This window comes from Vibrio sp. 1978, assembly GCF_033344345.1.
Map to the genome: position 1 here is coordinate 1 of NZ_JAWPOP010000408.1, position 736 is coordinate 736.

The 736-nt window shown below is 46.1% G+C and carries 1 protein-coding gene; it reads left to right on the forward strand.

Features of this window, described 5'->3' with window-relative positions; all coding sequences use genetic code 11:
- A partial coding sequence (locus tag R8N49_RS26905) for a cadherin-like domain-containing protein (protein ID WP_318190426.1) occupies positions 1-736 on the forward strand: 736 nt, incomplete at both ends.

A 736-nucleotide genomic window follows, 5' to 3' on the forward strand; every position in this document is an offset into this window, starting at 1 on the left:
ACGACAGACCTGACTTCGTTAATGTTGTCGATGTGGAAACACCTGAAGACAACGCCTTATTGCTAAATAGCTTCGGTATCTCTGATGTCGATGCGGTACTTGATAATCCGAATGCAGAGTATGTTCTTAATGTAGCGGTAGATAGCGGGTATCTCGCATTGAACGCTAACGTTATCTCGAAATATGGTTTGACGGTTCAGGGTGACGGTACAGGAGCGGTTGAGCTAAAAGGTTCAGTCGCAGATCTCAACGCCGCCATTGCAGAAGGATTGATTGAGTTCAACCCTGATCTCAACTTCTTCGGCGATGTTACTGTGAACATTACAGTCGATGACCAAGGTAACGAAGGCATTGTTATTAGTGGTGTTGATGACACTTTAAACACCAACAGCAGCAGTTTTGTGATTGATGTTACAGCCGTGAACGATGCGCCTGAAACGTCGCCAGTTACCTTGACCAGTATTGGTGAAGACAGTGGTGTATTTGCAATTTCTGCATCAGATTTGCTTGTGAATGCCACTGATGTGGAAAACGACAACTTGACGGTGAGTAACGTTCAACTTGTGGACCCTAGTTCCGGCTCTTTGGCGTTTAACTCAGCCACAGGGAATTGGGAATTTACGCCAGCGCCGGGTTACAACGGCCCTGTAGAGCTGACTTACGATATTACGGACGATGGCACAACAAATGGTGTATCCGATCCTAAGACAGTATCGGGTTCTGCATCTTTTGAAGT